The following is a 25,061-nucleotide window of genomic DNA, read 5'->3' on the forward strand; positions in this document are numbered from 1 at the left end:
TCTCCTTAAGGTGCTTTTCTGTCCCGCCGTTCCGCAAACAAACGAACTCGTTTTGTATCGGTGGGTTAATTTCTCAATACAACACCCCGACCGCGTTCTCAACGGCCGCCACCAACCGTCCGCTGCGCATCAACGCACCGATGTTGTCAATATCTTTGGCAAGAATACGGTCTTTGGTCAAATGCGTGACCTCGGCCCGAACCGCCTTGTAAGCAGCCAGCGTGCCCTCGCCCGGCTTCAGATTCGTAAATAAATCCATGGCCTGAGCGCCGCACAACAGCTCGATGGCGATGACGGTTTGGGCATTTTGTACCATCCGGCGACATTTTCCGGCCGAAAAAGCGCCCATGGACACATGATCTTCCTTGTTGGCCGAGGTCGGAATGGAATCCACACAGGCCGGATGCGCCAGCACCTTGTTTTCGGACACCAGGGCCGCTGCCGTGTATTGGGCGATCATCATGCCGGAATGAAGACCGCCGTCCGATATCAGAAACGCGGGCAATCCGCTGAGCTGCGGATTGACCAGTCGCTCGATCCGGCGCTCCGAAATATTCGCCCACTCCGCAACCGCCATGCCCAGCGCATCCATTGCCATGGCAACCGGTTGACCGTGAAAATTCCCTCCCACCAGAAACTCGCCGGTGTCCGAAAAAATTAGGGGATTGCCCGTGGCGCTGTTTATTTCCGTTTCAAGGGTCCGCTTCGCATAGGCCAATACGTCCCGGCTCGCGCCATGGACCTGGGGCGAGCAGCGCAGGGTATAGGCATCCTGCACACGGGTACAGTCCTTGTGCGAAGAGATGATCTCGCTGTTTTTTGTGATGCGCAGCATATTGTCCGCGGATTCGATCTGCCCGTTATGCGGGCGCAACCGATGGATTCGCGGATCAAATTCGGTTCGGCTGCCCATGAGCACTTCCAGGCTCATGGCGGCTGTTATATCGGCCATCTTGGCCAGCAAAGCGGCATCCCGCACCGCCAGGGCGCCGGTTGCCGTCATGACTTGCGTGCCGTTGACCAGCGCCAGCCCTTCACCCGGCGCCAGCACCAAAGGGGTTAGTCCGCATTGTTTCAAGGCTTTTTTGCCGCTCATGCGCCTGCCCTCAAAAACGGCCTCCCCTTCACCGATCAATACCAGGGCCATATGCGCCAGGGGCGCCAGATCCCCGCTGGCACCGACCGATCCCTGGGACGGCACCACCGGACACACGCCGCTATTTAACAAGGTTAAAAGATGCGCCACCGTTTCCGGGCGAACACCGGTATACCCCAGACTGAAATCCTTTATCCGCAGCAGCATGGCGGCCCGGACGACTTCTTCGGGCAACGGATCTCCCACACCGGCGGCATGGCTGAGAAGGATATTCTTCTGAAGTTCCCGCGCGTCCGCGGAAGAGATGGCGACATCACTGAGCGCCCCGAACCCCGTCGTAATCCCGTAGACCCTTTTTTCTTCCAGAACCCACCGGTCGATCAACGCCCTTGACCGGATAATGCGCTGTTCGGCCTTCTTTCCCAGTCTTACGGGAAGTCCTTGTCGCGCGACCGCCGTCAGGTTCTCCAAAGTCAACTTTTCGTCATTCAGGCAAAGCGCTTTCATCTTTTCACGAATACCTCTTAGGGAATCAGAAATTTCCTATTTACCGTTTATCCTGCACATGATCATGTGCTTAATCAATGCCCCAAAGGGGCTTTGTCCACTAGCCCAGGGTTGCGGTGAAACCGCTACCCTGGGGAAATGGGCAACATCTCATTCCCATTCCACCAACCCCAAGGGGGGTTATGTCAGTCCCGGATAAACCGCTCGTCCCATTGCATTATGAACGGCGGGCAACGACTGTGGCTTATCAGCGTCCTTCCATTGACACAACCCCGTTGGGGTTGATGCCATATTGCATGGCCCCGTGTCCCAGGGTAGCGGTTTCACCGCAACCCTGAGCTATATGACATTGCCCCTTTGGGGCATTGCGTAACCGGCCAGTCGCCCCTGCAATATCAACGGTAAATCGGGAAATGCTCATTCCCATAGTGGCTTATAGGCCGACCGCCTTCAGGGCCGCTTTTTCTTTTACTTTTACGTCTCTTTCCATTTGTTCCACCCGAGCCAAGGTTTGCGCCACATAGGCTTCCTCTTTTACGTCGGCGAGATTGAACTTCACATTAAACAGCGCCCCTCTGACTGCGGCTCCGGCAAGCAGCACGGCCACCGCCGCGTCGGTAACGATGTCCTTTCTTCCCAGGGTAACGGCGATAGCCGCCTGTTCCAAAGCATCCAAAGCGTTTTGCGCGATCGTCAGCGGCACCCGGCAGATTTCCGTCATCGCCTCGGCGAGCTTCGATTGCCGGGTTTCCCTTTCCGCGGCCGTCTCTTTCGGCAGTCGAAGCGCGAAAAGAAAATTTTCATAGGCCGTTGCATCCCGATCCACATCCTGAATCAATTCATTGCGCAACGCGTCCGCCGAATCCCGCAGGATCGCCAGTTGTTTTTCGAACGCTTCAAATCCTTTTTTGCCGATCGTAAGACGCGCCACCATGGCGGAAAGCGCCGCGGCCAAGGCACCGGCGAGGGCCGAGACACTGCCCCCGCCGGGAACCGGAGATCCGGCTGCGGTTTCAAGAATAAATTCTTCGACTTTCAAATCAGTCAACATGGTCCCGGTTTCCTTTCCTTTGCTTCAAAGACAATGCTGCCGTCTTTCACCACGGTGTCGACCAAATTGACACCGGTATGATACGGCAAATAACGATAGGAGGGAAAGGCCAGCAGAATCAGATCTCCCTTTTTCCCCACGTCGATACTGCCGATCGTGTCCGCCCGCCCGACAGCGGCCGCCGCATTAAGGGTCAGGGCACTCACCACCTCCTCGGTCGTCATGCCCATGGTCAGGGTGGCCAGTGCGATGACCAGCGGTATCGAGCCGGAAAAGGCGCTGCCGGGGTTCAGATCCGTGGCCAGGGCAACCGGGCAGCCCTGATCAACAATAAACCGGGCCCTTGGATACGGTTCCCGCAGGCAAAAAGCAGTCAAAGGCAACAAGACCGCCACCACGCCGGCGCGGGCCATTTGACGAATCCCCTCATCCGATGCCTGCAACAGATGGTCCGCGGACACGGCCCCCAGTTCCGCGGCCAGCTCGGCGCCGCCGATTTGCGTTATTTCATCGGCATGGAGTTTAAGCTTCAACCCGGCCATTTTGGCCTTTTCAAGCAATTTGCGGGATTGGGTCACGGAAAATATATTTTTTTCGCAAAACACATCACAGAATTGGGCCAGCTCACCACTGACCACCTCGGGTAACACGGCATCGATCATAAACTGAATATAGGCATCGGCGTTACCGGCGTACTCCTCCGAAATCGCATGCGCACCCAAATAGGTCGGAACAATATCCACAAAGTGGCTTGCATTCAAGGTTCTCATCACTTGAAGCTGTTTGACTTCGGTTTTCAGATCCAGGCCGTACCCGCTTTTTCCCTCTACGGTGGTGACCCCCTGCGCCAGAAAAGCATTCAGGTGCTTGATGGCTCCGGCCGAAAGCATATCCATGGACGCCCGCCGTGTCGCCCGCACCGTGCTTAAAATCCCGCCGCCGCGTGCCAGAATATCCAGATAATGATCTCCCCGCAACCGGGCGGCGAACTCATCCGGCCGGTCCCCGGCAAACACGAGATGGGTGTGCGGATCGACAAACCCGGGCAACACCGCTTTACCGGAAGCATCGATCACCGTGGCCAAAGGTGGCTTTTTTTCAGTGCATAGGGCCTGCGTGGTGCCAACCGCCGTGATAATGCCGTCCTGGATCAAAACGGCGCCGTCCTTAATAATGCCCAGCTCATTCATTTCCGGACCGGCTTTGGCCTTAAACCCGCTGCAGGTGACGAGCTCCGGAATATTTTTTATCAGAATATTGCCGTCCAGTGGGTTACCCTCCTCATTCTGTAGTCATGACCACCAGCGCCCCTTATGGATTACCGGTGTGGTCAGCCGTGAACGTGAACGTACACGTGCTCGTGAACGTGCACGGCCCTTCATTCTTGCCTGTATTGAATTAGCGAAGTTGAATAGATTCCTGACACCTGTCTAAGATTCTTTTGCATTCGGCATAACAACCACTTCCGTTCACGTGCACGGGCACGTGTACGTTTACGTGCACGAAACCGCCAAAGCAAAAGCAGCTTTCCTCATGATTGCCGAGAGGTCAGCCTTTAAATCAAATGCGTTTCCATCACCTGAGCCAAGGAAAAATGTTCCAGTCCCAAATAATAGGCCGCACAGTTCGTTAATGCCGCCATGGGCACGAGCCCCACAATCTCGCTGCCCGACACCGTGACACCAAATCGCTTCGCTTCCGCCCGGATTAATTCAAGGACCCGATACAGCGGCGTTTGCGAAAAATCCGTCATATTCATGGACACCTGCACCTGGCGCCGGGCTTCTACGGCCACCCCCATGGCCTTGCAAAAGCGAAGGCCGCCGTCCTTATGGCGAACCGCTTTGGCGATTTTTCGGGCGATGGCGATGTCTTGCGTGGTAAGAAAAACATTAAAGGCCACCAGGGGGTTTCGGGCGCCCACCGCTGTAACACCCGCAGTGGGATGCACCGCAACGGGTCCGAAATCCGGTTTCCAGGCGTCCATTGTCAGTTTTTCGGGCATTTTTTCAAACTCGCCTTTCCGAATATCCGCCAGATTCGACCGGGCCGGGTTGGCGGCGGACGCCTCATATAAAAATACCGGCAGGGAAAACCGATCGGCCAGCTCTTTTCCCACCTGTTTTGAAAAATCAACCGCCTCGGCCATGCTCATGTTGCGAATCGGAACAAACGGCACCACATCCACGGCCCCCATGCGCGGATGCTGCCCGCGATGCGCCCGCATATCGATCAGGGAAATCGCCTGCGCCACCGCGTCCAGAAGGCATATTTTCAGCGCATCGGGCTCACCTATCACCGTGACGACCAGCCGGTTGTGGTCTTCATCCCGCTGATAATCGAGAAGCTTGACCTTTGGTTTGCCGCGAAACGGCGCGACGATTCGGTCAATCTTTTCCAGATCCCGGCCTTCGCTGAAATTCGGCACGCATTCCATCAGCTTTGCGTCCATGGATTATTTTCCTTTCAAAGCAGTGGCCGCACATGTTTCCACCAGGTGATCATCCGCGATAAAAGGCAGGGTGATATGGTCGGTGCCGCCGAAGGCCAGGTTATGGGCCAGCGCAGTTTCCAAAGCATGCTCATTTCGCGCCCATGCCCGGCGAGCCACTCCGCCCATGACATCCCACATCATGGCGCGCCGGATCACTGTATCCACCCGCGAGCTGCCGTCAAGCACCAGGCCGAAGCCCCCGTTAACCGCTTTTCCGATACCGACCCCGCCGCCGTTGTGCAGGGCAACCAGGCTCATTCCCCGGGCCGCATTGCCCGCAAAGCAATGCACCGCCATGTCCGCCATCACGTTGCTGCCGTCCTTGATGTTGGCCGTCTCCCGAAAAGGAGAATCCGTGCCGCCCGCATCATGGTGATCCCGGCCAAGCATGACCGGGCCAATTTCGCCGGTGCGAACCATCTCATTGAACTTCAGGGCGATCTTGGTTCTGCCTGGCGCATCCTGATAAAGGATTCTGGCCTGCGTTCCCACCACCAGGCGGTTTTTCCCGGCATCGCGTATCCAGGCATGATTGTCCCGGTCCTGAAGATTTCGCTTCGGATCGATGCAGCTCATGGCGGCCGCATCCGTTCTGGCCAGATCGTCCGGCCGCCCGCTGAGGCAAACCCAGCGAAACGGGCCGTAGCCGTAGTCGAACAGCATCGGTCCCATGATATCTTCCACATAAGATGGATAAATAAAGCCGTCCGAAGAATCCAGGCCGTTTTTACTGATTGAGGTGACCCCGGCATCAAACACCGCTTTCAGGAAACTGTTGCCGTAATCGAAAAAATAGGTTCCCCGCGCGGTCAAACGCCCGATCAATTCAATATGCCGCTTGAGGGACTGATTCACCCGTTGCCTGAACGCGGCCGGATTCTCTCGCAGCAACTGCGTGCGTTCCTGAAACGTCAGCCCGACAGGGCAATAGCCGCCGTCATACACCGCATGACAAGAGGTCTGGTCGGACAATAAATCGATCGGGATTTGCGCTTGCACCGCATAGTCGAGCAAATCGACGATGTTGCCGAAAAAAGCGATGGCCATCGTTTTTTTTTCGGACTGAAAACCTTTCGCCGTTTCAAAGGCCTCTTTGGCATTCGCCGTAACGAGGCTCACCCACCCCTGATCTTTTCGACTCTGAATTCTGGATTCGTCCACCTCGGCGATAATGCCGACGCCGCCTGCGATTTCAATCGCTTTTCCCTGGGCGCCGCTCATGCCGCCCAAACCGGAACTGACAAAGAGCCGCCCGGCCAGATTCACCGCTTCCGGCTGGTTCCATTGAATGCGTCCCGCGTTCAGAAGCGTGCTGTAGGTGCCGTGTACAATGCCCTGAGGACCGATATACATCCAGCCGCCGGCCGTCATCTGCCCGTAGTTGGCCACACCCATCGCGGCGGCCCGCTGCCAGCTTTCCAAATTATCAAACATGCCCACCATCAGGCCGTTGGTGATGATAACCCGTGGCGCGTCCCCCCCGGAGGCAAACACGCCCACCGGATGCCCCGATGCCACCGCCAGCGTCTGATCGCGATCCAGAAGTTCCAGATAGCGTTTGATCAACCGGTATTGCATCCAGTTCTGGCACACCTGTCCGGTCTCCCCGTAGGTCACCAACTCATAGGGATAAAGCGCCACATCAAAATTGAGGTTATTATCAATCATGACCTGAAAGGCTTTTCCTTCCAGGCAGTTGCCGGCATACCGGTTCACCGGGCGGGCACGAATACAGCCGGGCGGCCGAAAGCGATACCCATAGATTCGGCCCATGGTCATGAGTTCGTCCATGAACTCCGGCGCAAGAGTCGCGTGCCATTTTTCCGGAATATAACGCAGGGCATTTTTAAGCGCGAGGCGAATATCCGCATCGCTCAGGACAGCCGACCGCTTAGGCGCCCGGCGAATGTCTTTCTGAAAATCCGGCATCTCCGGCAACGCCGGGAATATATCATCAAGCCGAACAGTCATTCCTTTTGAAATGTCCTCATTGTTGATCAAAACCCCTCCCACTGATGCCGGCAGGCCTGAATGCCGGACTGCTTGGCCCCTGCCCAGCCGTTAAGCCGTTTGCTGCCCGGCCGTCGAGCTACTCAGCGTCAGCACCACCACTTCCGGCGGGCAATTAAAGCGCACCGGAATACCGGAAGACCCGGCACCGGTGGATGTGTATCCGGTCACGCCGTTATACCGCCAAAGCCCGGAAGTATATTCGCGCCGGGTTTTGCAATGGGTAAAGACCGCTCCAACGCCCGGCAGCCGTATCTGCCCGCCGTGGGTATGACCGCAAAGACATAAATCGACCGGAAATCCATCAATGTCTTTTATGATTTCGGGCGAATGCGCCATGAGAATCGAAAAATCGTCCTTTGAGACGTCCTCATAAGCCGCTTTCAGGCTGTGGCACTTATAATAATGGGGGTCATCCACACCGGCGATGTTCAGGGCTGCGCCGTTTTTGGTGATCGAAACGGAATCATTGATCAGCATGTACAGACCGGCCTGCTCCAAATCCGGGGCCAATTCGATGCAATCATGATTCCCCAGAATGCCGAAAATGCCGTCCCGTGTGCGTATATGGCGCACAAGCTCGCTGAGTTTTTGTTTTGCCTTAAAAAAAGATCCGTACATTTCCATGCGGTAATCCCCGCCGAGCAGGCAGATATCCGCATCAATCTCCCGCACCCGCGATATCAATTGCGAAGAGAGACCGTCAATGCCGTCAATATGCAAATCACTGATAAACAAAATACGATACGGGCTGAGTGCTTTGGGAAACCGGGGAAAAGAGAGTGAAAGTTCTGTTACGCGCACATTCAGCGCATTGGTGACACCTTTTTCGTATAATCCGGTCAACTTAAAAAATCCGGTCATAAATAATCTGTAATAAATTATATTTTCGAAATTAAGCAACCGCGCAACCGGTGTCAACGCGGTATGACAGGCACGCCATTGGCGGAATCGAATCGTTGAACGCACAAGCGATAGACCGGCTGCCTTTGGCGACGAAAATGCTTTTTTTCTAACCCCTTTAATCGCCCATCCACCGGCAATAAATAACAACAGCGTGATAAGGGTCTCCAACCAGGTGATTGAAAAAAAGAAGTAACAAAACAGAAGGGGAAATCCCGATTCAAACATATGATCCAGCGCGGGGAAATCAGCCCCCTCCTTCGCGCGAAACCGGCGCTTGATAAAGCTGGAAAGACAGTCCCCGAACATACCGAAAAACCCGGCCGCAACCCCGGCCCAGACGGGAAGCCCGATCAAGGCAGCACCGGCTGCGCCGGCCAGAATACCGGAGAGAAACCCGGAAATCGTCTTATGGGCGCCCAACAACGGCCGGCCGTCCCTGAACAGGTAATGATTATCCAGCGGCCACCTGCTGATTTTCGGAAACAGCACATGCAGAAAAAGGGGAACGCTGTTGATCAACACGATCAGAAATAACGTTTTGGCGACAACCATATTCGATCCTTCAAATCGATTCCACTCCGCAACCGCCGTCGGTTTTCTGTCAACTGGTTACCGGCGAATATCGATCCGCCAATTCGCGGTAAACAAGCTGATTTCCACCAAAAATATCCAAGGCGCTTCCGACGGTGAAATCAATTGCACCGTTACCCATTTCACGAATCATTTCGATATCATCAAGGGTGTGAATTCCGCCGGCATAGGTGATGGGAATTTTCGCCCACCGCCCCAACAGTTCCACCAGGGACGCCTCGATGCCCCGGCATTTTCCTTCGACATCCACGGCATGGATCAAAAATTCAAACGCATATTCGGACAATTCATTCAGCAACCGGGGGGTAATGGTCTCCCGGGTAAAGTTCTGCCAGCGATTGGTGACGATATAATACGCCGCTTCCAGGCGCCGGCAACTCAGATCCAGAACCAGCCGGTTTTTCCCGACCAGCTTACTGAGTTGCGTGAGCCGTTGCGTATCCACGATTCCGTCATGAAACACCCAGGAGGTGACGATCACCGCTTCGGCGCCGGCATCCAGCCAAGCGGCCGCATTTTCGATATTCACCCCGCCCCCGAGCTGCATGCCACCGGGCCATGCGGCCAAGGCCGCTCGGGCCGCCGCCTCATTTCCCTCCCCCAACTGAATGATATGCCCACCCGTCAGGTGATCTTGTTTATAACATCGGGCAAACCACTCAGCGGGCTTATCCGCCTGAAAATTGGTTTGAGGCAATTCAGCGTCCGATAACGTCGAGCCTACGATCTGCTTTACAATACCTTGGTGAATATCGATACACGGGCGAAACTTCATGAAATATGCCTTGCTCCTTTCAGGGGTTTGGCGCGAAAATTCTCAACATTATCGAGTAGAACCCTATTAGATTCAATTTAACTATTTTTTTTATAATTCAGCACAATGACCTTTTCGTTCACCTGCATAACGCCATAGAAAAAAACGCCTATCTTTAAATCATTTTCCCCGGCATCTGATTCTACTCATACACCATGATGCATACATTAGCCAGAAAATCGCCATCTCCCGGACGACCATCATGAAATCAAAATTTCTCTTGCATCTTTACAAAAACAGCGTATTCTGTCGCGTCATAAAATATGGACGGCAATCTGTTGTTTTCCCGAATGCGCATCTTCCTTTTATTATTGCACCCTTCTTGGTGATCAGTCCTCGCACATTGTCTCTTATTAGAAACCCACGGCATAATCCGTGAGATAACCGATTTAATTAAACCATCATGTTAAACTTAACCCAAATTTATCAACATGTTTTTAGCGATCTCTCTGTTCCGGCCCCAAAAGATGCTATTATTCAGAGGATAAAAACCCTTGCTGGCACGGTCGGCGCGGACCGTTTCAGAGCCCTTGCCGCGCAAGCGTTAATCAAACAGCTTGATCCGGCTGGTATCATACCGTCCGTCTACAGCGCCTATCGATCCATTATTCATGACGGACTCACCTTTTTTTTATCGCGAATCTCCTTTGACCGGATAGTGGACATGATAGCCGATCAGATGCTGTTGACCGATACCGGCAGCCGGGAACAACGCCTCGTTGATTTGGCCCAAAAATGTCCGACATTGCACAAACTGGGGCAGATCATCGCCCGCAACCAACACATTCATCCGAATGTTCGGAAATGGTTTGTTCACCTTGAAAGCGGTGATTACGGCACATCCATAGAAAAAATCCTGCCCCATGTGGTGAATGCGGTTCAATCGGACAAGGAACTATTTTCCATTCAATTCGGCCGCCAGGTGCTATCCGAAGCCAGCGTGGGCGCCGTCTGCCCCTTTTGGTGGAAAGACCCTGAATCGGGTGCAATGGAACAAGGCGTCTTTAAAGTCTTGAAGCCGGGCATGCGATCGTTATTAGCCGAAGAGCTAAACATCATAGATGCGCTGGCGGCTTTTTTTCAGGACCGCACCGATCAATATCCCCTGGATGATTTTAGGTATATTGAAGTGTTTCGGGATATTGGCCGGGCGCTGGCCGAAGAGATCAATCTGATAGGAGAGCAAGCCCACCTATGGGATGCCTATCACTTCTATCAAGATTCACAAGGGATCGAAATTCCCAAACTGGCACCGTTTTCAACCCATAACGTTACCGCCATGTCACGGTTGATCGGCGTGAAAATCACTGATGCCCCCATGGAGCCGCCTGAGCGAAAATTGTGCGCAACGCGATTATTCAAAGCAATCATTCTTAAGCCGCTTTTTTCCCCTTCGGATACGGCCATTTTTCACGGAGATCCCCATGCGGGAAATATTTTAGCCCATAAAACGCAACAGGATCAACCCGCTACGATTTCGCTTATCGACTGGAGCCTGGCCGGGCATTTGGAAAAAAGCTTAAGAATCAGACTGCTTCAATTATTCCTGCAAGTGGTCATGGGAAAGGCCGACGACATCGGTGCTGCGCTGATGGGGCTTTGCATACCCGCCCTGCCTAACCGCGATTTAATCCCGCGCCTAATTAATGGGGCAATCGCCGGGCTCATCGCCACAAAAGAATATGCTGAATCCAATTTGCTGAAAAAGGTATTTTGTCTCATTGACCGTGCGGCACGCAGCGGAATGGTTTTCCGCACGGATTTGCTGTTATTCAGAAAAACCTGGTTTACCCTGGAAGGGGTGCTTTATGAGCTGGATCCCGATTTTGATTTCGATGCGGTCATGACGGCATCACTGCAAACGCTTTTTCTGCGGGAAATTCCGAAGCGCCTGCGCCCATTGCTCTTTCCCGCGGTAGATAGGCCTGAAAGATACGCCAGCATGTTGACCAACAAGGACATTCAGCGCCTTTTGCTTCATCATGCACTGAGTGGGCTCAAGACCGGCTCCGTCAAAATTTTGGCCATTCGTCATTTTCTCAGTGCGCTGGGGGCGCCCCTCGACCCGCCATCACCGTGCGGGCTTGCCGTATAAAAAGGGAAATCGGTCTAAGATGAATACCATCCCTGCTTTTGCTGATAAGCGCGGTAGCATTTAAGGACGTATTTTTTCGGAAAATCCGGCCGCGACACATATTTCAAAATGGATTCAACCAATGAATCTCTGAATTCATAAAACAGTCTCACTTTATCATCATGCGAAATAAAATTTCGATCCATTGTTTTTTCAAAAACAACCTCGCCGCCAAGCGCGGCTTGGATTGCGCCCGAATCAATACGTTCCGGCCCGTTCAGGCAAGGTGTCGCTTGATTAACGGGAATATCCATTCTGGCCGTCACCGACACCAGCCAGCGGTCCCCGGCTACCTTTCGAGAACTGTCGTACAAACTCAGCGCAAAACCGTTTTCAAGTGGTATTGTTTCCAACAATTGCAATGGTTGAGTCATGGAATATCCTTATTTTAACGATAGCCTTTGACCTCCCGGCAAAGCCGAATGATGCGTCAACGCCATAACAGAAGTTCATCAGCCAGTCAAATAGTTGGGCTTTTTGAGCATGGACCAATGGTGCAACCGTATTAAAAAGCATACAGTATACCATAAAAAAACTTTACATCCATGAACATATTTGCTAAGCGTGGTTGTCCCCATTGATAACGCCTCATTTACCCGGGACATTGCAATCCGTACATTTCAAACAAGTCTCACTTTTTTTGGTTTTCTGGCATTATTTTTGCGTGTTACCTTTGCTGTTGCATCAGGGATTCTCTTTGGTAAAAATAGCGTTTCCAACGGGAGGTAGATATGAGCATCAGTGCAAGAATGAAAACAACAGCCGTATTGCCCGATGATACAGGCGATGTGGATGTCAATCAATTTTACAGTGTTGAATTTGCTATTGATAACATTAAATTCTTATATCAGTTCAAGATCTGGAGCTCACCTTCCTCTCCCATGTTTGTTTTGGTAAAAAACGGCTCTGAAATGCTGGATAAATTGAAATCCGGCGCCATTTTAACCATGAAGTATTACAGCTCGGACGCTCAGCGCCCCACCTGTCATCTCGACACCAAGATATTGGGTATTCATTGGAACGATAACGGCAGATTCAAGGGACATTACGCCGTCAGGTTGGGCCTCATCGGAAAGAAGCGATCCGCTACCCTTTCAGTACAATGAGTATGACACAGTCCCGCATGAAAATTGCGCCCGCCCGTCGTACCGGAATCTGGCCATCCTCAATAAATTATTCGCGCAAACCCGATTTGAAAAGTATCTTACACCGCTTTTTGATAATGAAAAAGGCTATCTCATGCGGCAAGTCTTATTAACCGGTTTTATGAAAACCTCATCGGTAAACAGATGGGGAATTACGAAATCGTATCTTTGCAGGGAACCGGCTCAATGGGGGGCGTATTTAAAGGGTGGGATATTGCCCTGGAAAGAAAGGTCGCATTAAAAGTCATATCGTATGACCTTTGCTCCAAGAAGGAATTCGTGGACATGTTCTTCGAGGAGGCCCGTTACATTTCACAACTCAATCACCCCAACATTTCGCATGTGTACTATATCGGAAAAGAAACCGTGATCAAAATTCTAGACTTCGGCGTCGCACAGCAGTATAAAATGGATACTTCAGAACTTGTGGAAAATATGGCCGGCTCTCCCCACCATATCTGCCCGGAGGCCATCAAGGGGCAACCCGTTGACCACCGCAGTGACATTTATTCTCTCAGCGCGACATTTTATCACGCCCTGTCAGGCGCACCGCCGTTCACGGGTTATTCGGTAGTGGACATATTTACGAAGCATATTGCCGTAGCGCCCGTGCCGCTAAAACAAAAATATAAGGATATACCGGCGTTTCTAAGTAACATGATAGATAAAATGCTGGCAAAATCGCCGGCAGACCGATTCCAGAGCTACCATGAGATTATATCTGCGTTGGACTGAATTCCTATATTCGGCAGCATTTTCAATTTCCAAAAGCGCTCCGCTATTCTTTCAACACAATAAGCACGGCGCCACCCAGCATGAAAGTCGCGCCCACCAGCCGCACCACCATACGTCGCTCTTCAAAAAACATTCGGCCATAAATGATACTGAACAATATGCTGAGCCGCTTTATGGAAACCATATAGGCGGCTTGCGTCCATGAAATGGCAAACCCGTGCAGCAGCACATGAATGAATAACAATCCGCCCGCCACCAGGCCTTTCCGGAAATTCCCGGCAAATGTGTGGATTCGAATCTTCCCGGTGACCGCGAGAATCCCCAAAACAATCAGATTATGAATCGAAAAAAACACCATGGTAAAAAAAAGCGGCGAAGAGTGAACAATCGCCTTTTTCCCGACCACAACCGTAAAGGCGAACAAAAAGGCAACGATTAACATCATCCAGGATCCGGTTTCATTAAAAACGGCTTTGACCGGCGCCAGCAGACCTTGCCTGTCGGGTTCTATATTGAGCACATAGCTTCCAATGCACGTCGCAACAATGCCGACACCCGCCCATATCCCGGGCGTTTCATGTAAAAATAAATACCCCGTCACCATGGCAAACGGCGGCGTAAACGCCAGGTACGGGACCGTCAATGACAGGGGGGAAATTTTAATGGCCTTGGTGTAGAGAAAAGAAGCGAGCACGTTGATGGGAAGGCACGCTGCAAAAGACCCATAAAATCCACGGTCGATCACCGGAACCGGAACGAACGGCATAACGATCATAAAGAACGGCAAACTATAAAACAGCGGCATGGCAAGCATTTCACTCACACTTAAATGAGAAAAATGCTTTTTGACCCAGGCGTCATGGGAAGCAACCGCCAGAGCGACGATGACCGATACCAGTAACCAGTGCATAGACTGCCTGCCTACCCGATTCTTTCAAGGCGGGCGACACACTCAATATGAAAGGTGTGCGGAAACATATCAACGGGTTGAACTTCCATGGGCCGATAGTGTGCCCGAAGCATGTCAAGATCCCTGGCCAGCGTGGCCGGATTGCAGGATACGTAAACCATTCGGCCCGGCGCCATGGCCAAAATCTGTTTCACCACCTCTTTGTGCATGCCGATGCGGGGCGGATCGATGATCAGCACATCCGGCCTTTCCGACACCGAGGCCATCGCGTCTTTGATATCCCCGAGAAGGAACCGGCAATTGGTAATGCCGTTGAGACTGCAATTGCGATTCGCATCCGCCACGGCGCTCTCCACAATTTCAATCCCAATGACCTCTTTGGCCGAACCGGAAAGGCACATGCCGATGGTGCCGGTGCCGCAATACAAATCCAGCACCGTTTCCACGCCGGTCAGCCCGGCATAGGCATTGACCGTATCATATAATTTTTCGGCGCCGCGCGTGTTGGTCTGAAAAAACGAGTTGGCGGACACCTCAAATTCATAAGGCCCGATTTTATCTTTGATGGTCGGAGCGCCGGCCAGTTGAATTTCCTTTTCCCCCAATGAGACACTGGCTTTTCGAGAAGCGATATTGTTGACGATGGAGACGATCTGCGGGTAGTCAGCCGCGAGATGACGGGCCAGCGGCGCAACCGCCGGCTCATTTTCAGCAGTGGTAACGATATTGACCATCCATTGATCATGAGCCGCCGAGTGCCGCAGCATTAAAAACCGCCAAAACCCCTCGTGTGTGCGAAGGCCGTAAGCGGGAAACGCAGAGCCCTTAATGAATTGCCTGACCTCATCGAGAATCTCATTTCCAAATTCAGGCATCAACAAGCATTTTTCCATATCGAGCACATGGTGAAAAGCGCCCGGTATATGAAGCCCGATACCAAAGCCTGCGACGATATCCTCGCGATTGAGCTCCTCGGGTAACAGCCATCTGCGATCCGTGCAGGTAAATTCCATCTTGTTCCGATAACCGTACTGCATCGAAGATCCAATGGTGGCGTGAACGGGAACATCTTGAAACAGGCCGATGTGGGCCAGCGACTCGGCCACATGCCGCCGCTTGTATTCAAGTTGCATCTCGTAGGGCAAAAATTGCCATTTACACCCGCCGCAATACTCACTGTATGGGCAGGGCGGAACGATACGCTGCGGCGATTTTTCCAAAAACCGAATGATTCTGGCTTCGGCGAAATTCTTTTTCTTTTTGACAATCCGCGCCAGCACATGGTCTCCTGGCGCGCATTGGTCGACAAAGACCGCCAGCCCGTCAACCTTCGCAATGCCCCTGCCCCCGAATGCCAGATCCGAGATGATCAATTCTTGTTCCTGCCCCTTTTTCAACCCCATCGGATATGCCTTCCACAACTTTTTATATTGAAATCAGGCCTTCTATATGCCAATTTCATCACTGTTCAACCCCATACAGTTCAAACTCCCGACACCCTTAGGCTGTCGGCCGGTGATTGTCAACGTGGAAGACCTGTTATGATCCATCAATTTGGACAACGCACGATCCTTTTTGATTCCGACGGCTATCGGCTCAAGGGGCATCTCCACTTGTCCGGGCAACCTGACGCTCCCCTGGTCGTGGGCTCCCACGGGTTTCTTTCAGACGGCAATTCCCCCAAACTCGCTGCGTTGGCGAACCAATGCAACCGTTGCGGAATCGGGTTCTTTCGTTTTGATCACAGGGGGTGTGGCCAAAGTGAGGGCGTCTTTGAAGCCGGCGCATCGGTGACAGCACGACGAAACGACATACTCAACGCCATTGACGCATTAAAAGAGATGGGCTTTGCCAAAAACGGCCTCGGCCTTTTCGGCAGCAGCATGGGCGGCGCCGCATCCCTGGCCGCTGCCATGGCGACACAGATAGACGCCATCGTCACTTATGCCGCGCCGATTCAAATCCCCTCTTCCCAGCCCACACACGAAAAAGACACCGCGCTTCGGTTCGATGTTGATTTTGATTTCACGAACATTCATGACATTCTTGTGCTGCATGGGGACGCGGACACCGTCGTTCCGATCTCCCATGGCCGGGAAATCTACGCGCAATCCAAGCGCCCCAAGCAGATGATTCTTCAGAAAGGCGGCGATCATCCCATGAGCAACCCGCACCATCAGCAAGCATTCGTCCGGGAGGCGGTCTATTGGTTTCGGGCTTCGTTTGAGCGAATTTAAACGGAAATGAATTTTTCAATCGCTGTTTACTACGCCCCATATTCTGACCACAACTCTCCGACCACGTAGAAACAACGAATATGCATCAGGCTCTCGGGTAGGTCTTCCGGAGGACCCGGAACAGCAATAAAGGTTGCCGGCATGCCTGGCGCCAAGCGGCCTAACGCATCAGAACCGATTAACCTTGCCCCGTTGTCGCTCGCACACCGAATGGCTTCCTCAATCGTGTAGCCTGCGAGTCTAAAGAGTTTGATCTCTTCGACCAGGCCCGCGCCATGGGCCACGCCGGGACTACCGGCATCCGTCCCTACGGCGACTGGAACGCCCAGCCTGCGGGCAAGCGCCATTTGCTCAAGCTGATGATCCAGGGTTCGGCGCGCGACATCGCACTCAATCGTGCCCGGTGCGAGCATCTCCGAGAGCGCTTTCATCGGAATGGCCGTGGGGACCCATGTAATCTGCTTATCCCGCATTTTTTGCAGGTTCTCTTTTCCCATGAAATAGCCATGCTCGATGGAGGCACATCCGGCTTGTATCGCGGCTGCCACCGGCGTCTTGCCGTTGGCGTGCACCATCACCGGCCGATTCAATCTTTTGGCGGCCAAAACCGCCCGGGTGAGTTGATCGGTCGTGAACTGACCCGGTGTCTCCACCCCGAATTGCGTCAGGCTGTTCAGGCCGGAATTGATGATCTTGATATGGTCCACCAGGGGCGCCCGCTGGGCCGTTAAATCGGCCAGGGCATCCCCGTCCGTCACTGCACTTCCGATAAAACCGCCGTATCTTCCTTTTCTATGGAATGCACCCCCTGCCGAAAAAATGGTTACCCTTGGCCGCCCCGGTTCAGCGGGCAAGTTCCGAAATCGTAATACCTCGCCGGATCTATCACCGCCATCCCGCACGGCCATAACGCCATGATGCCAGTACCGGCAAAGGCGCTCCGCAAATAAGGGAGGGGAATCGGCCGGCCCGGCGCCTGCATTCTCCGGCAAACTTAAATGAACATGGCAGTCTATCAACCCCGGAATCAACGTGGTATTCCGCAGGTCAAGCACATCAGGTCCGTTAGCGTTCATTTCATTCGCCAGACCGACAGCAGCAATCCTTCCCGCTTCGATCGCTATCATCGCCCGGCGAAAGGCCGGGCGGCCATTCCCGTCAATCAGCCAGTCCGAGAGTATTTTTCCGGAAAAAGTCATTCGACATCTTTAACTGTAACGTCTTTCGTAAAAAACGGCTATGAAGGGTCCCCTATCAGTTTCCGTCGCAGCAGATCCAACGCCTTCATGGCGAACATCTGTTTATTCATCAGCCGCCGGCCGCCATAAGAAAAATGAAACCGGTACGCATGGGTTCCGTCCGGCGCCGATAGTCCGATACATACCGTACCAGCTGGTTTATCCGGGGTGCCGCCGCCCGGACCCGCGATGCCGCTGGTGGCAAGTCCGTAAGTAGCGCCTGTGATACGGCGGACGCCTTCGGCCATCTCGGAAACCGTCTGCTCATGAACCGCACCATTAGTTTTGAGGGTATCGGGTGAAACCCCCAAAATGCTTTCCTTGGCCGCATTGGCGTAGGTAACACCCGAAAAAAGAAAATAGTCCGAGCTGCCCGGCACATTGGTAAGCCAATGGGAAATCAAGCCCCCGGTGCAACTTTCCGCCACGGAAAGGGTCGCTTGCTGCTGCGATAGCAGCCTTCCCACTACCTCTTCCATACTTTCTCCTTCAGTGGAAACGACGTGACGCTCCAGTTTCCCGCAAACCCAGGACTGCGCCGTTTCGATATCAGCCCGACAGGCCGCTTCATGTTCACCACGCCGATATAATTTTACAAAAATACCGGGATATTTTACCTGAAAGCCAAGCTGCACCCGGGGAAAAAGCGAATCAAAGCCGGTGAGCCGGTGAGAAACCGTGGATTCTGGAAGCCCGAAGGTTAACAACATGCGCGTAACGTTGCCCGCGCCGATGTTTCCCAACCGCTCTTTTATCTTCGGCAATACCAGATCCGCGAGCATGCGAACCATTTCAAACGGCACGCCCGGCAGGAAATAAAACCGGCACTTGCCGATGGTGACGGCAAATCCGGGCGCCGTGCCCACCGGGTTATCCAGCCGGTCCGCGCCCGCAGGAAAATAGGCCTGCTTTTTATTGGCGGGATTCATTTCCCGGCCGCGCTGCTGAAAAAAAGATGCGATATGGTCCAATGCAACCGGATCCATTACCAACGGCACACCAACGGCCTCAGCGGCAGCGTCGGCGGACAAATCATCCGTGGTCGGCCCCAAGCCACCGGTGACAATCGCCACATCGGCACGCCCGCCGATTTCCCGAATCACCGTGACAAGCTCGGTGATGTCATCTCCTACCGTGCTGTGCCGCGCCACGCGCAACCCCATCTCGTCGAGTTTCTGGGAAATATAGGCTGAATTGCTGTCAACGATCGCCCCGTTTAAAACTTCTTCTCCGGTGGAAAGTATTTCCGCACGCATCTGCTGTTCCCTTTTATAAGTGTTGTACCGATCATTAATTCACTGCCATTCAGTAGCACGATGTCCCTTACGACACAATCGGTAACCGAAAAGGAAGCAGCATAACCGCACAGCGTCTCGTAAGCCGCAACACCTTCAAGAATAGGCTTAAGTTACGGTAAGCCGAAAAAATATCGGAAAAAATATCTTGACAATTCTCGAGCGAAACGCGTAAGTAAACACGAAATTATCGTTGGTTTTTTTTAGGATAAAAAAAATGATGCAATTTAACAGACAGTGGTGGTGGCAGGCTCACATACCCGGGCTTGCTTACGGAACCTGATCAAATAGCCATTCATTGATAAATCAAAAGACCGTGTGCAGCTCGATGCCACGGTCTTTTTTTGTTTTTAAAAAGGGCCGTGGAAACTTCCACGGCCCTTTTTGTTGTTTATGGGATCTTTTAACACCGGGCATTCCGCAAGGGCGCCCGAAATTAAGGAGGAATGCCCGTGTTACTTCGTCAATTTCCAAGCAAGGAACAATTCCGCCTATTGTCGGAAAAGTACAATGTGATTCCGGTATGTGCTGAAATTCTCTCGGATATGGAAACGCCGGTGTCCATATTGGGAAAGCGCTACCGTCAAAAGGGGCCGGCATTTCTGCTCGAAAGCGCCGAAGGCGGCGAGCGCTGGGGGAGATACAGCTTCTTCAGTTCATCCGCCAAAGCCCGCGTGCGTGTTTTTTCAGATCACATTACCGTGGCGGAGAGCGGCCGGGTGAATCGCATTGCGCATCAGGGGGACCCGCTTCGGGGATTAAGGCAGTTGATGCAGCGCTACCGCCCTGCCGACATTCCGGAATTGCCGCGCTTCTGGTGCGGTCTGGTCGGATATATTACCTATGAGATGGTCTCCTTTTTCGAATCGATTCCGCATCAGTGGCCGCCTGAAAAGCCTCTGGCCGATTTTATGATACCCGACGAGCTGCTCATTTTCGACAACATTCGCCACACCCTGCAACTGGTGGAAATCCGTTACCTCACCGATTCATCCGAGGCCGAATCGGAATACCGGGCAGGTCTGAAACGAATAGACGCCATTCGAGAAGCCCTGGCACAACCCCTGCGCGAACCCGTCCCGCCGGACGAAACGGCGGCGCTCCGGTTAACCCCCCTGCTGTCGGAAGAAAAGTATCGTGAGATGGTAACACGGGTCAAACAGTACATCTATGATGGGGATATTATTCAGTCCGTCATCTCGCAACCCTTTGTGTGCGATGCTGCGCCGGATGCCTTCTCCCTCTACCGGGCGCAGCGGTATATCAATCCGTCCCCCTATCTGTATTTCCTTCATTTGGACGATATGGTATTGGTGGGCTCATCACCGGAAACCATGGTACGGCTTGAAAACAATATCGCCGTGTTGCGGCCCATCGCGGGCACCCGGCCCCGCGGCAGAACCGAGCAGGCGGACAGGGACCTGGCCGACGAATTGCTTCAGGATGAAAAAGAACGTGCAGAGCATCTCATGTTGGTGGATCTGGGCAGAAATGATCTGGGCAGAATCGCCGAGACCGGCACAGTGGAAGTAACGGATTTGATGTTTATTGAACGTTACTCCCATGTGATGCATCTTGTGTCCAACATTCAATGCGACCTAAAGCCGGATGTGGATGCATGGGCACTTCTGGCGGCGACTTTTCCGGCCGGAACGCTCAGCGGCGCGCCCAAAATCAGGGCCATGGAAATTATCGCTGAAATGGAAAACCGGCCCCGAGGCCCTTATGGGGGGGCCGTGGGGTATATCTCCTTTCACGGCAATATGGACATGGCCATTACCATTCGAACCGCTTGTATTGAAGCCAGGCGAATGACCGTGCAGGCGGGCGCCGGCATCGTGGCGGATTCGGACCCGGAACGGGAACGGCAGGAAACCGTCAACAAGGCCATGGCGCTTCAGCAGGCGTTAAAACTGATCAGACCCGATCGACTAACGGATTGAGGAGACCCCGATGATACTCGTTATAGACAATTATGATTCTTTTACGTACAACCTGGTTCAATATCTGGCGCAGCTCGGCGCCGAGGTGAAGGTCGTTCGAAACGATGCCGCTACGGTTGAGAATCTCGCCGAAATGCGGCCCGCAGGTCTTCTCATTTCACCGGGGCCGGGCAGGCCGGAAAGCGCCGGCGTCTCATTGGACGCCATTCGCTATTTTTCCGGAAAGATTCCGGTTCTCGGCGTTTGCCTGGGTCATCAATCCATTGCGGAAGCCTTTGGCGGAAAGGTGGTTCATGCCCAAAGGCTCATGCACGGCAAAACCTCGGAGGTTACTGCCGACGGGAAGGGCATTTTTGCGGGCATCAAAAAGCCGTTTCAGGCCATGCGATACCACAGTCTGGCCGTCTCCAGAGAATCGTTGCCGGCATGCCTTACCATTACGGCCGAATCAGAGGACAAGGAAATCATGGGCATTCGACACCGAACCCATGCAACCGAAGGCATTCAGTTTCACCCCGAATCCATCATGACCACCGTCGGCAAACGGTTGATTCGAAATTTCCTGAATCAGGCCGACGCAACCCACTCAACCGACCACCTGAACACACCAAACGAAATGAGGGCTGACCATGTTTCTTGACTATTTAAAGCGGATCATCGCCAGAGAAAACCTGAACGAAGACCAAATGGCCGAAATGATGAACGAGATTTTCTCGGGACAATGCACGGATGCTCAGATCGGGGCGTTTATGGCGGCCCTTGCCACCAAGGGGGAAACCTTTGCCGAATTGGCGGGCGCAGCCCGGGCCATGCGCAAAAAAGCGCTTCGCCTTGAAATACCCGCCGCCACGCTGGTGGATATTGTGGGAACGGGCGGGGACTCGGCGCACACTTTCAACATCTCAACCACCACGGCCTTTGTGGTGGCCGGGTGCGGCGTTCCCGTGGCGAAGCACGGCAACCGCGCCGTATCGAGCAAATGCGGCAGCGCGGATGTATTGGAAGCCCTGGGTGTGAACCTGAATCTTCCGCCGGAATTGGTGGAAGAAGCGGTAATGGAAATCGGCATCGGATTTTTATTTGCCCCTTTATATCACAAAGCCATGAAATACGCCGCCACGGCAAGAAAGGAGATCGGGCTGCGCAGCATTTTTAATATGCTCGGTCCCCTGACCAATCCGGCGGCCGCAAACTGCATGTTGCTGGGCGTTTTTTCGGCTGGACTCACGGAGATGTTCGCAAACGCCTTAAAACTGCTGGGCGCCAAGCGCGCCTTTGTGGTCCACGGGCATGACGGCCTGGATGAGATCACGGTATGCGCGAAAACCCGCGTCTCCGAACTGGCGAACGGCGCTATTCAGACATATGATATTTCACCGGAATCCTATTTTGGCGGTCTTGCACCACCGGAAATGCTCAAAGGCGGTGATGTCGATGAAAACGCCGGGATCACGCAGCGTATTCTGGCGGGGGAACCCGGCCCCAGACGCAATGTCGTTCTTTTCAACGCGGCGGCTGCCCTTTTGTGTGCGGGGAAAGCCACTGATTTGCGCACGGGCATTCAGCTGGCCGAAACCGCCATCGATACCGGCGCCGCCGCGCAGAAATTAAATGATCTTATTCGATTCACCAATGAAAACGCATAGAAAAAGAGACAGAGACCGGACAACCGCATGAACATACTGGATCAAATTGTAGCGCAGAAAAAAGAAGCCGTGGCAATCGCCCAAACAGAAACGCCCCTTTCCCTGCTTGAAGAGCGGATTCGACAACGTACGGACCGGCGGGCCTTCCTGGAGCGACTTCAACACCCCGGTCCGTCCGGGGTTAATATTATCGCTGAGATCAAACGCGCGTCCCCGTCCCTGGGACCGATTCGTCCGAATCTGAAAGCGGCCGAATATGCCCGCGCCTACGAGGCGGGCGGGGCAGCCTGCCTCTCCGTGCTGACCGATACGTATTTTTTCATGGGAAGCCATCAGGACCTGATCGATGCGCGGGCAGCCTGCAGGCTGCCCGTGCTGAGAAAAGAGTTCATCGTTTCTTCCTATCAGATTCATGAATCCGCAGCCATGGGGGCTGATGCCGTTCTTCTGATTGTTCGAATTCTCTCCGGCCACCAGCTTCAATCGTATCTTGCACTGTGCGAAGCGTTGCATCTGGATGCGCTCGTGGAAATTCACACGGAGGCGGATTTGGGGGTCGCTAAAACGGCCGGCGCCCGGTTGATCGGTATCAACAACCGGAACCTCGGCTCCTTTCACACGGACACCGGAACCGCCATGCGCATGGCCGATCAGCTCCAACAGGGCCAGATACCGGTGGCCGCCAGCGGCATCAAGTCCCGAAAGGATATCACGGAAACCTTAACTTCGGGCATCTGGAATTTTTTGATCGGGGAAACTCTGGTGAGAAGCGATGATCCCTGCCGATGCCTGCGCACCTTGCAGGGCCTTGAGCCTTCTGAACAACAGGGGGCCGGGAAAAACCGATGACCAAGCGAATATTTCCTCAAATAAAAATCTGCGGGCTTACCACCGTGGATGCGGCCGTTCAATGCGCCGACCTTGGCGTTCATGCCATCGGTTGTGTGTTTTTCGCCAAAAGTCCGCGGCATTTATCCGACAAAATGGCCGAGAAGATCTGCTGCGCCGTCAGGCATCGGGTCGAAACCGTCGGGGTGTTCGTCAATGAATCCCTTGATACAATCCTGCAAAAGATTCGCGATTGCAGACTCTCAGCTGTTCAATTGCACGGCACAGAATCAGCAGATCTGGTTCAGCAATTGCGCGATGCCGGGGTGCCCGTGATCAAAGCCCTTTTTGTGGACGGCGAGCCGAACCTGAACGCAGCCGGCGATTATGATCCTTCCGCTTTTCTCGTGGAGTGCGGCAAAGGACCGCTTCCCGGCGGAAACGCGGAAACGTGGGATTGGGGCCGGGTAAAGGATTTTTCAACACGCTTTCCCTGTATTCTGGCGGGCGGATTGACACCGGATAACGTCGTGGAAGCCATTCAAAGGGCCATGCCGTCAGCGATCGATGTCAGCTCTGGCGTTGAATCCGCGCCCGGCCGGAAAGATCTAAAAAAGGTGGAACTGCTGCTAACGCGCGTCTCTGGCATTGATTTATCGCCCGGCAAACAGAAAGGGTATCCGATTTTTCATTCGGCTGCTTAATCCGGAGGCCAAAGAAGCCGACGATACATGTGCGCAAAAAAATGTCAACTGTCGGCCTCCGACAAGGCGCCGGCATAGCCATGACTCATGGCGTAGCGAACCAAATCGACTGTCTTTTTTATGTTTAATTTCCGCCGAATATTGGCCCGGTGATGCTGAACGGTTCGAACACTGATATACAGCAGCATGGCAATTTCCTGACTGGTTTTCCCCTCCACAATCAGTTCAAGCACCTGACGTTCCCTGTGGGACAGCAGCTCTTTCTCATCATGACGAGCTCCTCTGCAAATACCGATCAGATCCTGCGAATACTCCTTTAAAAATATCGGGGATAAAAAGGTGCCGCCTTTTCGAATGGCGCTGATGGCGTTGACGAGTTCATTGCCGGTATCCTCCTTGAGCAGAAAGCCTTCGGCACCGGCGGAGAGCACTCGCTGTAAGTATTCCTTTTTTTTGTGCATGCTCAAGATGAGCACTTTAATATGAGGGTAATGGGCCTTTATCTCATGAAGGGCCTCAATTCCCCTGAGGTTCGGCATGGAAATATCAAGAATAGCCATGTCCGTATCGACCTTTCTCAACAGCCGGATCAATTCAAGTCCGTCGCTGGCCTCCCCCACAACCGACAATCGCTCGGTAGCATTGATAATGCTTTTGATGCCTTCGCGTAAGATGGCATGATCATCGGCAAGAACGATACGATAACTCATCATTTTTTTTATGGGTCTCCAATAAAATGAGGTTCAACGCAGCGTATGGGGAAAGGGTGTGCGAATC

General features: G+C 53.3%; 22 protein-coding genes. 9 read left to right on the forward strand and 13 right to left on the reverse strand.

What is annotated here, in order from left to right:
- Positions 1–73: 73 nt before the first annotated feature.
- The 7 genes from hutH to hisA all read right to left on the reverse strand — a co-directional run bounded on the left by hutH (position 74) and on the right by hisA (position 9,430).
- Positions 74–1,603: a histidine ammonia-lyase gene (gene hutH, locus RBT11_12280; protein ID MDX9787552.1), complete on the reverse strand. Its 1,530-nt coding sequence runs from the start codon at positions 1,601–1,603 to the stop codon at positions 74–76.
- A 433-nt stretch (positions 1,604–2,036) separates the two neighbouring features.
- A complete protein-coding gene (locus tag RBT11_12285) occupies positions 2,037–2,654 on the reverse strand; it encodes a cyclodeaminase/cyclohydrolase family protein (GenBank protein MDX9787553.1) in 618 nt (205 codons plus the stop codon).
- Positions 2,648–3,844: an imidazolonepropionase gene (hutI, locus tag RBT11_12290; GenBank protein ID MDX9787554.1), complete on the reverse strand. Its 1,197-nt coding sequence runs from the start codon at positions 3,842–3,844 to the stop codon at positions 2,648–2,650. The genes RBT11_12285 and hutI overlap by 7 nt, the downstream gene beginning before the upstream one ends.
- A 365-nt stretch (positions 3,845–4,209) precedes the next feature.
- Complete coding sequence (gene ftcD, locus RBT11_12295; protein MDX9787555.1) at positions 4,210–5,106, reverse strand: glutamate formimidoyltransferase; 897 nt, start codon at positions 5,104–5,106, stop codon at positions 4,210–4,212.
- A gap of 3 nt (positions 5,107–5,109) precedes the next feature.
- Positions 5,110–7,149, reverse strand: coding sequence for a urocanate hydratase (locus RBT11_12300; protein MDX9787556.1), 2,040 nt, complete (start codon positions 7,147–7,149; stop codon positions 5,110–5,112).
- Positions 7,150–7,209: 60 nt separating this feature from the next.
- The gene (locus tag RBT11_12305) at positions 7,210–8,616 is read right to left on the reverse strand and encodes a CDP-archaeol synthase (protein ID MDX9787557.1); all 1,407 of its coding nucleotides are present in this window, start codon (positions 8,614–8,616) and stop codon (positions 7,210–7,212) included.
- A gap of 49 nt (positions 8,617–8,665) precedes the next feature.
- The gene (gene hisA, locus RBT11_12310; GenBank protein MDX9787558.1) at positions 8,666–9,430 is read right to left on the reverse strand and encodes a phosphoribosylformimino-5-aminoimidazole carboxamide ribotide isomerase; all 765 of its coding nucleotides are present in this window, start codon (positions 9,428–9,430) and stop codon (positions 8,666–8,668) included.
- Between the two features lie 442 nt (positions 9,431–9,872).
- On the opposite strand from hisA, the gene RBT11_12315 reads away from it, so the two are divergent.
- Entirely contained in the window at positions 9,873–11,564 is a 1,692-nt protein-coding gene (locus RBT11_12315) for an AarF/UbiB family protein (GenBank protein MDX9787559.1), read from the forward strand.
- Between the two features lie 14 nt (positions 11,565–11,578).
- On the opposite strand, the gene RBT11_12320 is transcribed toward RBT11_12315, so the two are convergent.
- Positions 11,579–11,977: a hypothetical protein gene (locus RBT11_12320; protein ID MDX9787560.1), complete on the reverse strand. Its 399-nt coding sequence runs from the start codon at positions 11,975–11,977 to the stop codon at positions 11,579–11,581.
- 357 nt (positions 11,978–12,334) lie between these two features.
- Between RBT11_12320 and RBT11_12325 the strand changes: the two genes are divergently transcribed.
- Both RBT11_12325 and RBT11_12330 read left to right on the forward strand, forming a co-directional pair.
- Positions 12,335–12,709 carry a hypothetical protein gene (locus tag RBT11_12325; protein MDX9787561.1) on the forward strand — a complete coding sequence of 125 codons (375 nt, stop codon included), beginning with the start codon at positions 12,335–12,337 and terminating at the stop codon, positions 12,707–12,709.
- A 183-nt stretch (positions 12,710–12,892) separates the two neighbouring features.
- Positions 12,893–13,483: a serine/threonine-protein kinase gene (locus RBT11_12330; GenBank protein MDX9787562.1), complete on the forward strand. Its 591-nt coding sequence runs from the start codon at positions 12,893–12,895 to the stop codon at positions 13,481–13,483.
- A 43-nt stretch (positions 13,484–13,526) separates the two neighbouring features.
- On the opposite strand, the gene RBT11_12335 is transcribed toward RBT11_12330, so the two are convergent.
- Both RBT11_12335 and rlmD read right to left on the reverse strand, forming a co-directional pair.
- Positions 13,527–14,393, reverse strand: coding sequence for a DMT family transporter (locus tag RBT11_12335; GenBank protein ID MDX9787563.1), 867 nt, complete (start codon positions 14,391–14,393; stop codon positions 13,527–13,529).
- 11 nt (positions 14,394–14,404) lie between these two features.
- Positions 14,405–15,796 (reverse strand): 23S rRNA (uracil(1939)-C(5))-methyltransferase RlmD, encoded by a 1,392-nt coding sequence (gene rlmD, locus RBT11_12340; GenBank protein ID MDX9787564.1) that lies wholly within the window; start codon positions 15,794–15,796, stop codon positions 14,405–14,407.
- 138 nt (positions 15,797–15,934) lie between these two features.
- On the opposite strand from rlmD, the gene RBT11_12345 reads away from it, so the two are divergent.
- Positions 15,935–16,630 (forward strand): alpha/beta hydrolase, encoded by a 696-nt coding sequence (locus tag RBT11_12345; protein MDX9787565.1) that lies wholly within the window; start codon positions 15,935–15,937, stop codon positions 16,628–16,630.
- A gap of 29 nt (positions 16,631–16,659) precedes the next feature.
- Here the strand turns inward: RBT11_12345 and RBT11_12350 are convergent, their stop codons facing one another.
- Together RBT11_12350 and RBT11_12355 are read right to left on the reverse strand one after the other, a co-directional pair.
- Positions 16,660–17,829 (reverse strand): amidohydrolase family protein, encoded by a 1,170-nt coding sequence (locus tag RBT11_12350; GenBank protein MDX9787566.1) that lies wholly within the window; start codon positions 17,827–17,829, stop codon positions 16,660–16,662.
- 38 nt (positions 17,830–17,867) lie between these two features.
- Positions 17,868–19,124, reverse strand: a complete 1,257-nt coding sequence (locus RBT11_12355) for a CinA family nicotinamide mononucleotide deamidase-related protein (GenBank protein ID MDX9787567.1) — start codon at positions 19,122–19,124, stop codon at positions 17,868–17,870.
- Positions 19,125–19,615: 491 nt separating this feature from the next.
- Between RBT11_12355 and RBT11_12360 the strand changes: the two genes are divergently transcribed.
- The 5 genes from RBT11_12360 to RBT11_12380 are packed head-to-tail and all read left to right on the forward strand — an operon-like array spanning position 19,616 to position 24,284.
- On the forward strand, positions 19,616–21,106 hold the full coding sequence (locus RBT11_12360; GenBank protein MDX9787568.1) for a chorismate-binding protein: 1,491 nt from the start codon (positions 19,616–19,618) through the stop codon (positions 21,104–21,106).
- 10 nt (positions 21,107–21,116) lie between these two features.
- Complete coding sequence (locus RBT11_12365; GenBank protein MDX9787569.1) at positions 21,117–21,746, forward strand: aminodeoxychorismate/anthranilate synthase component II; 630 nt, start codon at positions 21,117–21,119, stop codon at positions 21,744–21,746.
- A complete protein-coding gene (gene trpD, locus RBT11_12370) occupies positions 21,736–22,752 on the forward strand; it encodes an anthranilate phosphoribosyltransferase (protein MDX9787570.1) in 1,017 nt (338 codons plus the stop codon). Before RBT11_12365 ends, trpD begins: the two co-directional genes overlap by 11 nt.
- A 27-nt stretch (positions 22,753–22,779) precedes the next feature.
- The gene (gene trpC, locus RBT11_12375) at positions 22,780–23,601 is read left to right on the forward strand and encodes an indole-3-glycerol phosphate synthase TrpC (GenBank protein ID MDX9787571.1); all 822 of its coding nucleotides are present in this window, start codon (positions 22,780–22,782) and stop codon (positions 23,599–23,601) included.
- Positions 23,598–24,284: a phosphoribosylanthranilate isomerase gene (locus RBT11_12380; GenBank protein ID MDX9787572.1), complete on the forward strand. Its 687-nt coding sequence runs from the start codon at positions 23,598–23,600 to the stop codon at positions 24,282–24,284. Before trpC ends, RBT11_12380 begins: the two co-directional genes overlap by 4 nt.
- A 44-nt stretch (positions 24,285–24,328) precedes the next feature.
- On the opposite strand, the gene RBT11_12385 is transcribed toward RBT11_12380, so the two are convergent.
- On the reverse strand, positions 24,329–24,997 hold the full coding sequence (locus RBT11_12385; protein MDX9787573.1) for a response regulator transcription factor: 669 nt from the start codon (positions 24,995–24,997) through the stop codon (positions 24,329–24,331).
- Positions 24,998–25,061: the final 64 nt, after the last annotated feature.

The organism is Desulfobacterales bacterium (genome assembly GCA_034003325.1).
Classification (GTDB): Bacteria; Desulfobacterota; Desulfobacteria; order Desulfobacterales; family JAFDDL01; genus JAVEYW01.

Bases quoted from the DNA above. Each gene is read 5' to 3' on its own strand.
- hutH (MDX9787552.1), bottom strand. From the start codon at position 1,603: ATGAAAGCGCTTTGCCTGAATGACGAAAAGTTGACTTTGGAGAACCTG.
- RBT11_12285 (MDX9787553.1), bottom strand. From the start codon at position 2,654: ATGTTGACTGATTTGAAAGTCGAAGAATTTATTCTTGAAACCGCAGCC.
- hutI (MDX9787554.1), bottom strand. From the start codon at position 3,844: ATGAATGAGCTGGGCATTATTAAGGACGGCGCCGTTTTGATCCAGGAC.
- ftcD (MDX9787555.1), bottom strand. From the start codon at position 5,106: ATGGACGCAAAGCTGATGGAATGCGTGCCGAATTTCAGCGAAGGCCGG.
- RBT11_12305 (MDX9787557.1), bottom strand. From the start codon at position 8,616: ATGGTTGTCGCCAAAACGTTATTTCTGATCGTGTTGATCAACAGCGTT.
- hisA (MDX9787558.1), bottom strand. From the start codon at position 9,430: ATGAAGTTTCGCCCGTGTATCGATATTCACCAAGGTATTGTAAAGCAG.
- RBT11_12315 (MDX9787559.1), top strand. From the start codon at position 9,873: ATGTTAAACTTAACCCAAATTTATCAACATGTTTTTAGCGATCTCTCT.
- RBT11_12320 (MDX9787560.1), bottom strand. From the start codon at position 11,977: ATGACTCAACCATTGCAATTGTTGGAAACAATACCACTTGAAAACGGT.
- RBT11_12325 (MDX9787561.1), top strand. From the start codon at position 12,335: ATGAGCATCAGTGCAAGAATGAAAACAACAGCCGTATTGCCCGATGAT.
- RBT11_12330 (MDX9787562.1), top strand. From the start codon at position 12,893: ATGGGGAATTACGAAATCGTATCTTTGCAGGGAACCGGCTCAATGGGG.
- RBT11_12335 (MDX9787563.1), bottom strand. From the start codon at position 14,393: ATGCACTGGTTACTGGTATCGGTCATCGTCGCTCTGGCGGTTGCTTCC.
- rlmD (MDX9787564.1), bottom strand. From the start codon at position 15,796: ATGGGGTTGAAAAAGGGGCAGGAACAAGAATTGATCATCTCGGATCTG.
- RBT11_12345 (MDX9787565.1), top strand. From the start codon at position 15,935: ATGATCCATCAATTTGGACAACGCACGATCCTTTTTGATTCCGACGGC.
- RBT11_12350 (MDX9787566.1), bottom strand. From the start codon at position 17,829: ATGACTTTTTCCGGAAAAATACTCTCGGACTGGCTGATTGACGGGAAT.
- RBT11_12355 (MDX9787567.1), bottom strand. From the start codon at position 19,124: ATGCGTGCGGAAATACTTTCCACCGGAGAAGAAGTTTTAAACGGGGCG.
- RBT11_12365 (MDX9787569.1), top strand. From the start codon at position 21,117: ATGATACTCGTTATAGACAATTATGATTCTTTTACGTACAACCTGGTT.
- trpD (MDX9787570.1), top strand. From the start codon at position 21,736: ATGTTTCTTGACTATTTAAAGCGGATCATCGCCAGAGAAAACCTGAAC.
- trpC (MDX9787571.1), top strand. From the start codon at position 22,780: ATGAACATACTGGATCAAATTGTAGCGCAGAAAAAAGAAGCCGTGGCA.
- RBT11_12380 (MDX9787572.1), top strand. From the start codon at position 23,598: ATGACCAAGCGAATATTTCCTCAAATAAAAATCTGCGGGCTTACCACC.
- RBT11_12385 (MDX9787573.1), bottom strand. From the start codon at position 24,997: ATGATGAGTTATCGTATCGTTCTTGCCGATGATCATGCCATCTTACGC.